Raw genomic sequence first — 8,259 nt, 5'->3', positions numbered from 1 at the left:
GCACAGTCCCGCCCCATGGGAGGTTCACGCCCCCCGAGCCGTGCTGTTCCTTCGCGCTGTACTTCCGCGCAGGGCCCCCGCCCTGCTCACGACATACCGGATACTTCAGCACCACAGGCATGGGACCCGTCGAAGCCTTGAGCGCTCCCCGCACGCAAAGCCCTGAACACCCGAAACGCCGGGCCAACGGATTGCCATTTGTCGGTTTGTATCCCGGCAAGTGAAGCAACGTCACTCTAGAGCACCGGAACCCCGCTGAAGAGGGGGATGTGTGGAATTCGTGCTCAAGATATGAAGTCGGATCCCGGGGCCTGCGTGCGCCCACGGGTTCCTTGACAACGAAGTCGTACCTTGCGACCTGCGACGACTGTTCGGCGCAACCGGAAGCCGGACGGCCAAGTCCGCACCTGCACCCGCAGGCCATTCCGGCCTTCACCGCCGCCGACGGCGCAAAACCGACGCCCGCACCCCCGGAAAGCCTCAACACTCCATGGGGTACGTGGGGTTGGCCTGGCCCGCGGTGATGAAGGGCAGTGTCAGCGCGGCTCTCCCGCGTGGAGCCCCCTGGCCGGCCGGAGTGGGGGTGACCCGCCTCCCGCACCGCAGAGCGGGGCCAGGGTCAGTCGACGAACTGGAAGTCCGTCTCGATCTGTCCGAGTTCGTTGAGCACGAGGAAGTCGAATCCGACCGAATCCGCCTTGCCCGTGGCGACGGTGTACATCTCCCAGTTGAACCGCACCGCCCGGTGGTGGCCCGTCGCATTGGGCACCGCCCGGAAGGCGTACAGGCCAGGCTCGACCCACCTTTCGTACGCCGTGCCGACCCGCTCCTCCAGCTCTGCCCTGCCGTGCACCTCCTGGGCCGGCGTGTAGTGCTGGGCCCCAGGGGCGAAGAGCTCCGCGATCGCCTTGCTGCGCAGGCCGGGGTCGGGCTCGTTCCACATGGCGATGTACCGGGTCGCGAATGCGTTCAGGTTGTCCGTCATGAATCTCTTCCTTCGTTGGTTACTCGGCGCCGGCGGGGTTCCTGGGCAGGGCCTGCACCACGAGCCCGAGCAGCACAGTGATACCGAGGACGTTGTAGAAGACGAGGCCGATCAGGGCGACACCCAGGCCGTTGCCCACCTGCAGTCCGGTCGTGAGCTGAAGATCGCCAGTACCTGAGGGGCCATCAGCGCTGCTGCGGCGCCCTGCACCATACGGAATCCGAGCAGCGCCTCAGGGGTGGGCACCAGTCCGCAGGCGGCCGAGGCGAGAGTGAAGGCGACGAGAGATCGCGGGAATGGCGACATTGACGATGAAGAAGTCCAGGCCGCCGAGGAAGACACCGACCAGGACGACGGGCAGCGCGGCGGGGTGCGGTCCCGGCAGGGCAACCGGTTGCCGGGCGGCGTCGTCCGGAGACATGGCTGACTGCAGTGGATGTGGTCAAGGGGGATCTCCTGATCGAGGCAGGTCGATGCCGTCAATCTCCCCCCGACAGGTAAGGAGCGCAATTACTTCGGAGGTAGGAAGGCTCTACTGCACCTCTCCGAACTGCGGCGATGCCCCGAAAGAAGGTCCCGGTCTCAGGGCCGGCCCAGGCCTCGCACTGCCTCCGCCGTGGCCTCGTCAGCAGGGAAGAACGACTCGATGGTCAACTCGGACACCGTGATGTCGCGCGGCGCACCGAACGTCGCGAGGGTGCCGAAGAACGACAACTGCCTGCCTTCCCTGAGCAGTTGAAGAGGAGTACAGATGTCCCCGAGACCCGGCACATCGAGCTCCGGCTCCTCCTGATCGCACGGGTACTCCACCAGCTCCTCGTAGAGCGGGCGCAGCCGGGGATCTGCGGACACCCGACGGCGCAGCCGGCCCAGGAGTTTGGCGCGCCACGCACCGAGATTGACGATGCCCGGAGCCATGCCCTTGGGGTGCAGCACAAGGCGCAGGGCGTTCACGGGAGGTTCGAGGAGTTCGGGTGCGGCCCCCTCGGTGAACAGCGCGAAGCTCCGGTTGGTGTCGACGAGGTTCCACTCGCCGTCGACGACCAGCGCCGGGTACGGATCATGGCCGCTCAGGACCTGCCCGATGGCGTCGAGCACAGGCCCCATCGTCGGGTCCGCGAGCGGCTTCTCCTCGTACACCGGGGCGTAACCGGCCGCGAGCAGCAGCGGGTTGCGGTCGCGCATGGGGACTTCGAGCTGCTCGGCCAGGCGCAGCACCATGGCCCGGCTGGGCATGGCCCGGCCGGTCTCGAGAAAGCTGAGATGGCGGGAGGAGACCCCGGCCTGGTTGGCGAGATCCACCTGGCTGAGGCGGCGTCGTTCACGCCATCCCCGCAGCAACGCGCCCACCTCCGACCCCGTACGCTGCTCCGACATGGCCATCCGCCTGCAACCTCCTCTGCCTGACGGTTAGTTGACGCCCCGGCCGAGGCCCGACCAGTACGGTTCCCGCAGTTTGAATTTCTGGATCTTGCCCGTGGCCGTGCGCGGGATCGCATCGCGGAACTCGACGCTCGTCGGCGCCTTGTAGCCGGCCATCCGCTCCTTGCAGTGGGCGATGATGTCGGCCTCCCGCGCAGTCTCCCCTTCCGCGAGAACCACGAGGGCTTTGATCGTCTCACCCCACTTCTCGTGCGGTACGCCGATGACGGCGACCTCGGCGACCGCCGGGTGGCTGAAAATCGCGTCCTCCACCTCGATCGACGACACGTTCTCACCACCGGTGATGATCACGTCCTTCTTCCGGTCCGAGATCGTCAGATGGCCGTCGGCGTCGTCCACCGTGCCGCCGTCACCGGTGTGGAACCAACCGCCCTCCAGCGCCGCCGCGCTCTCCTCCGGCTTCTCCCAGTACCCCTGAAGCACCGTGTTCGAGCGGGCCAGGACCTCACCGGACTCTGCGACCTTCAGTCTCACCCCGAGCGCAGGGACTCCCGCTCGCGACAGCCTCCGCGCCCGCTCCCCCGCGGGCAGCTCCGCATCGGCGGGCCGGGTGCGGTTGAAGGTGAGGAGAGGTGAGGTCTCGGTCAGTCCGTAGATCTGCGTGAACTCCCAGCCCAGCTCCTCGCCCATCCGCTGGATGGTCCGGCTCGGCGGCGGGGCACCCGCGCAGACGACGCGTACCTGGTCGCGGCCCGGGATCTCGCCGTCCCAGGTCGCCGCTGCGTCCAGGACCGCGTTCCACACCGCGGGAGCACCGCACATCAGCGTGACCCCGTGCTCCTCGACCCGGCGCAGGATCTCCGCCCCGTCCACCTTGCGGAGCACCACCTGCTTCACGCCGAGCCCTGCCATGACGAACGGCATTCCCCAGCCGTTGCAGTGGAACATCGGGAGGGTGTGCATATAGACGTCGCGCTCCCAGGCCCGTGTGTGGAGGCCCAGGGTCAGTCCGTTGACCCAGATGTTGCGGTGCGTCAGCTGTACGCCCTTGGGGCGGGCGGTGGTGCCCGACGTGTAGTTGATCGTCGCGGTGGCGTCCTCGTCCGGGTCCGCCCACGGGCGCGGCTCCACGCCGAACCGCATGACCTCCCGCTCGGTCTGCTCGCCCAGGACAAAACGATGACGCGCCTTCACCCCGGAGAGGGCGCCGTCCAGCTCCTGGTCGACGAACAGAACCGAGGCGCCGCTCTGCCGCACCATGTAGTCGATCTCGTCGGGTTTCAGCCGGAAGTTGAGCGGTACGCAGATCCGTCCGCTCATCGGCACCGCGAACAGCAGCTCAAGGAGTCGGGCGGAATTGTGGCTGACGACCGCCACCCGCTCCCCCGCACCGACACCCAGCGCATCGAGCCCGGCCTGCCAGGCGCGGACCCGACCCCCCAGTTGTCCGTACGTCGACATAGGCACAGCGGGGGCGGGCTGGTCCGGCTCGTCGATCACACCGGGCGTCGAAGCGAAGCCCCATTCGGCACGGTCGAGGAAATCGGCGACGGTCATCGGCGTCCGCATAGCGCTCTCTCTTCCCGGATGTGGAGAAATCACCGCCTCAGATGCGGTGGTCAGGCACTTACTACCATCGTGTTGTCCGCGACCTGGATCTCACCACCCCCGAACAGGGGTTGAAGGGAATCTCGTATGCCGGAGGCGGCGGAAGCAGTGGAGATACGGGCGGCACGGCGACCGCCGCCCTGCGCGGGCTCGCCGTCTCGACCGGCAACGGTCCGGGCGGAAAATCGATCGTGCTCTCCCGGCCCTGCGCGCGGTGCTCGCGGTCCCCGTGATCGTGCGCCGCAAAGTGCGCGGGGTGCTGTACGGCGCCCATCCCTCGGGGCGAACTCCTCATGATCTGCGGCCGGTTGACGCTTCCGCAGCCCGCGCGGGAGCAGGAGCACAGTGTGGTGCTCGCGCCGCGCGAGGTGGATGTACCGGCGTGGGTGGCCACGGGGGCGACCAATGCGGCGGCCGGGAAGCACTTGAGGCTGAAGGCGGAGACGGTGAAGGGCTATCTGCGCTCCGCGATGCGGAAGCTGGGGGCGCACAAGCGGGTGGAGGCGGTGGCGGCGGCCCGCCGGGCGGGGCTGTTGCCCTGAGCAGCCCCATGGCACGGCCCGCGCCCGGCTGCTTGGATGGGCCACAAGGGGGGTGTGGGACATGGTGTCCACCGATCGATTTCTCGCCTTCGCGGCGATGTCTCTTCTGATCATCTCGATCCCGGGTCCGAGTGTGCTGTTCATCATCGGACGGGCGCTCGCCCATGGCCGCAGGACCGCGGTCGCCACCGCTCTGGGCAATGTCCTCGGTTCGTATCTGCTGGTGGTGATCGTCGCGCTGGGTGTCGGGGCGGTCGTCGAGCGTTCACTGGTGGTCTTCGTGGCGCTGAAGCTGGCGGGCGCGGCGTATCTGGTGTTCCTGGGGGTGCAGGCCTTCCGCCACCGCAAGGAGCTGACGCTCTCCACGCTCGCGCCTCGGACCGCTGCGGCGCGCGGGGATGTGCGCACGGTGGCGGACGGCGCGCTGGTGGGGCTCACCAACCCGAAGGGGATCGTCTTCTTCGCGGCCGTACTGCCGCAGTTCGTGAACCAGACAGCAGGGCATGTGCCGGTACAGATGCTGCTGCTCGGCCTGGTCCCGATCTCGATCGGCCTCGTCACGGACACGCTCTGGGGTCTGACGGCTTCGGCGGCCCGCTCCTGGTTCGGCCGCTCGGAGCGGAGGCTGTCGCTGATCGGCGGCGCGGGCGGCTTCGCGATGATCGGGCTCGGGGTGACGGTGGCGGCCACGGGCCGGGCGGACTGACACCGCCCCCGGCATCAATGGCACGTCAACGGCGCGTCAAAGTACGGCGTCAGGTGATCAGCGCTGCGTCAGGGCGCACCTGCGCGGTGCTCCGCCGGGCATAGCTTCGGGTGGAAGGACCCGGTCGGGTCCCCACTCGGACTCCCGCACGGAGGACATCATGCAGACCCTCGCCCCCGAGGACCCCGAACCCCATTCACCGCGCCCGGCAGGGCCCCTGTTCGTGCCGGTCCGGCACGGCTCTGCCGGTGGCTGCCAACTCCGGTTCCTGCGGACGCCGTTGGGTGCGCGTACCGCCGTCGGATTCACCAGCTCCCAGCGGCTCGCCGCCGTACTGGGCGAGCGCCAGGCGTGGATCCGGCTGGCCGAGCCCGCCCTGCGGGTGCTCGCCGAGCCGCTCGGGGTGGTGACCGTGACCATCGACCCGCAGCTCACCGCCTCGGCCGCCTCCGCCGCGCCGGCCGTCAAGCCATGGCCCGGACAGCACCCCTGCGCCCGGGTGCGGGATCTCGCCGACGTCAAGGAAGAGGTGTACGGATGACGACCGTCTCGCTGGCGTCGCTGCCCGAGCTGGGCGCACCTTCGGTGTGGCCCGCCTCGGCGGTCTCCGGTCCGGCCGGCGATCTGCTGGTCGGCGGGGTGTCCCTGGCGGGGCTCGCCGGACAGTACGGCACTCCGCTGTACGTACTCGACGAGACGGAGGTACGGACCCGGGCGCGCGCCTGGCTGCGCGCCGTCCCCGGCGCCGAGGTGGTCTATGCGGCCAAGGCCTTCCTCTCGCGGGCGGTGGCCGACTGGGTACGAGAAGAGGGCCTCGGCCTGGACGTCTGCTCGGCCGGGGAGCTGGAGCTGGCCATGTCGCGGGGCTTCCCCGCAGCGCGGATCGTGATGCACGGCAACGCCAAGTCCCCGGAGGATCTGCGCGCCGCTCTGCGCCACGGCGTCGGGCGGATCGTCATCGACTCGGACTGCGAGATCGCCCGGCTGGCGGCTCACGTTCCCGGACCCGACCCGCAGCGGGTGATGGTCCGCGTCCTGCCCGGGATCGAGGCGGGCGCGCACCACAAGATCCGGACCGGGACCGAGGGCCAGAAGTTCGGGCTCTCGCTCACCAGCGGGGACGCCGAGGACGCCGTCGCCCGGGTGCTCGGCCAGCCGCGGCTCGAACTGGTCGGCCTGCACTGCCACTTGGGCTCCCAGATCGCCTCCACCGAGCCGTACGCACGCGCGGCGCACCGGATGGTCGGCTTCCTGGCGCGGATACGGGAGCGGCACGGCGTCACGCTCCCCGAGCTGGATCTCGGCGGCGGTTTCGCCGTCCCGTACCTGCCGGGCGACCCGGCCCCCGCCCCGGCCGCTTTCGGCCGTCGTATCCGCGACGAACTGGCGCGGGCCTGCGCCGAGTTCGACTTCCCGGAACCCCGTCTCACCCTGGAGCCTGGCCGCTCGGTGATCGCCCCGGCGGGCGTGGCGCTCTACCGGGTGCTGTCGGTGAAGCGCTCGGGCCGCGAGGTGTTCGTCGCCGTGGACGGCGGCATGAGCGACAACCCGCGGCCGTCCCTGTACGGCGCCCGCTACACCGCCCGCATGGTGGGGCGGTCCTCGGCCGCCCCGATGCGTACGGCCACGGTCGTGGGACGGCACTGCGAGGCGGGCGACGTACTGGCCGAATCGGTCGAGCTGCCGGAGGACATCCGCCCGGGGGACCTCCTGGCCGTACCGGCGTCCGGCGCGTACCACCTGTCCATGGCCTCCGGTTACAACCTGGTGGGCAGGCCGCCGCTGGTGGCAGTGGCCGGCGGCCAAGAGCGCCTCCTGCTGCGGCGCGAGACCTTCGAGGACTGCATGCGCCGCGAGGTCACTCCGTAAAGGCGCCGAAACGGACGTCGCGCACGGCGGCGCCGGTCATGGAGACGAGCAGCCGCTCCCCCTCCTCGGCCAGCGCCGCACGCTCGGCGCGCGTGAGCTTCCCGAAGGGCTCGATGTCGAGGCGCGCCGTGCCCTTGTCCTCCTTGAGCCGCCACACACCGGCGAGGAACCCGTCGAGGAGGAACACGCAGTAGGCCTGATTCCCTTTCCAGGTACGGCCCTTGTACTCGGACGAGCCCATCCGGGAACGGTCGGCGTGCGAGAGCAGCAGATTGTCGAACTCGGGGAGGAAGCGGGGCGCGGCCGGGGTGTCCTCGTCGGGCCTGGGAGCGTCCGGGAGATCGAAGAGCTCGACGCCATTGCCGTCCCTGAAGGTGACAAGACGGGGCCGTAGCCGCTCGAAGACCTCCTTCAGCCGGGTCAGCCCGGCCCAGGTCTGCATGTCCTTGACCGACGCGGGCCCGAAGGCACCGAGATAGCGCAGCACGGTCTCGTCGGGTGCCGGATGGGGCCTCCCCTGCTCGAGTTTGTTCGAGAGCTTGGGGAAGGGTTCGGTCTTGCGCCCCAGCCAGTGCTCGACGGTGGTCAGCGCGACCTGGCCGCTCTGCCCCCATAGTCCGCGCGGTGTGACCTGCACCAGCGGCAGGGTGCACCGGGCGGCGACGGACAGGGACATCGGATCGGCGTCCGGCCATTCCTGGAGCAACGCCTCCCGGATCTCCTTCATGGTCCGGGGCCGCTCCTCGACCAGCTCCCGGGAGAGCTCGGCGAGCCGCTCCAGCCCGACGCCCACGAGCCCCTTNNGGGCGTCGTCGGCGGTGTGCAGATGGATGGTGGAGCGCATGGTCACCATCCGAACGGCCGCCCGCTCCTCCATCAGCGTGGAGAGCTCTTCGGGGCGGAAGCCTTCGAGCCGGGACCAGAGGGCGTAGTACGGCGGCTTCACGTTCTGTGCCTGGAGACCGAGGAGGTGCGCGACGGCGTCCTCGGCGGACATCGCCGCACGGCTCAGCAGGAGCTGGCGCTGCAGGGTGGCGCGATTGAGGGCGCGGGTGCTCATCGTGTCCATGTCCGGCACGCTACCCACCCTTGCGGACACCTTCTGTCCGCGTGCCAGAACCCGATCCGCCCTGCCGCCGCGTTTTAGGGCGTATATCCTGCTCGGA

The 8,259-nt window shown here is 69.6% G+C and carries 8 protein-coding genes and 1 pseudogene; 4 read left to right on the top strand and 5 right to left on the bottom strand.

Features of this window, described 5'->3' with window-relative positions:
* Positions 1 to 619: 619 nt before the first annotated feature.
* From J0695_RS03790 to J0695_RS03775, 4 genes are all read right to left on the bottom strand, one after another.
* Positions 620 to 985 carry a nuclear transport factor 2 family protein gene (locus J0695_RS03790; protein WP_206960160.1) on the bottom strand — a complete coding sequence of 122 codons (366 nt, stop codon included), beginning with the start codon at positions 983 to 985 and terminating at the stop codon, positions 620 to 622.
* A gap of 232 nt (positions 986 to 1,217) precedes the next feature.
* Positions 1,218 to 1,406 (bottom strand): hypothetical protein, encoded by a 189-nt coding sequence (locus tag J0695_RS03785; protein WP_206960158.1) that lies wholly within the window; start codon positions 1,404 to 1,406, stop codon positions 1,218 to 1,220.
* A 161-nt stretch (positions 1,407 to 1,567) separates the two neighbouring features.
* Entirely contained in the window at positions 1,568 to 2,362 is a 795-nt protein-coding gene (locus tag J0695_RS03780) for a helix-turn-helix domain-containing protein (protein WP_206960156.1), read from the bottom strand.
* Positions 2,363 to 2,395: 33 nt separating this feature from the next.
* Positions 2,396 to 3,937, bottom strand: coding sequence for an AMP-binding protein (locus tag J0695_RS03775; protein WP_206960154.1), 1,542 nt, complete (start codon positions 3,935 to 3,937; stop codon positions 2,396 to 2,398).
* A 152-nt stretch (positions 3,938 to 4,089) separates the two neighbouring features.
* On the opposite strand from J0695_RS03775, the pseudogene J0695_RS03770 reads away from it, so the two are divergent.
* From J0695_RS03770 to lysA, 4 genes and pseudogenes are all read left to right on the top strand, one after another.
* A pseudogene (locus tag J0695_RS03770) lies at positions 4,090 to 4,518 on the top strand (LuxR C-terminal-related transcriptional regulator); the annotation flags it as partial.
* A gap of 61 nt (positions 4,519 to 4,579) precedes the next feature.
* Positions 4,580 to 5,224 carry a LysE family translocator gene (locus J0695_RS03765; protein WP_206960152.1) on the top strand — a complete coding sequence of 215 codons (645 nt, stop codon included), beginning with the start codon at positions 4,580 to 4,582 and terminating at the stop codon, positions 5,222 to 5,224.
* 160 nt (positions 5,225 to 5,384) lie between these two features.
* The gene (locus J0695_RS03760) at positions 5,385 to 5,765 is read left to right on the top strand and encodes an SAV_915 family protein (RefSeq protein WP_242552170.1); all 381 of its coding nucleotides are present in this window, start codon (positions 5,385 to 5,387) and stop codon (positions 5,763 to 5,765) included.
* Positions 5,762 to 7,093: a diaminopimelate decarboxylase gene (gene lysA, locus J0695_RS03755; RefSeq protein ID WP_206960150.1), complete on the top strand. Its 1,332-nt coding sequence runs from the start codon at positions 5,762 to 5,764 to the stop codon at positions 7,091 to 7,093. The genes J0695_RS03760 and lysA overlap by 4 nt, the downstream gene beginning before the upstream one ends.
* Here lysA and J0695_RS03750 read toward each other — a convergent pair.
* A complete protein-coding gene (locus J0695_RS03750) occupies positions 7,083 to 8,162 on the bottom strand; it encodes a winged helix DNA-binding domain-containing protein (protein WP_206960147.1) in 1,080 nt (359 codons plus the stop codon). The genes lysA and J0695_RS03750 overlap by 11 nt on opposite strands.
* Between the last annotated feature and the right edge of the window lie 97 nt (positions 8,163 to 8,259).

This window comes from Streptomyces beijiangensis, assembly GCF_017315755.1.
GTDB lineage: Bacteria > Actinomycetota > Actinomycetes > Streptomycetales > Streptomycetaceae > Streptomyces > Streptomyces beijiangensis.
This window is presented reverse-complemented; position numbering and strand designations above follow the sequence as displayed.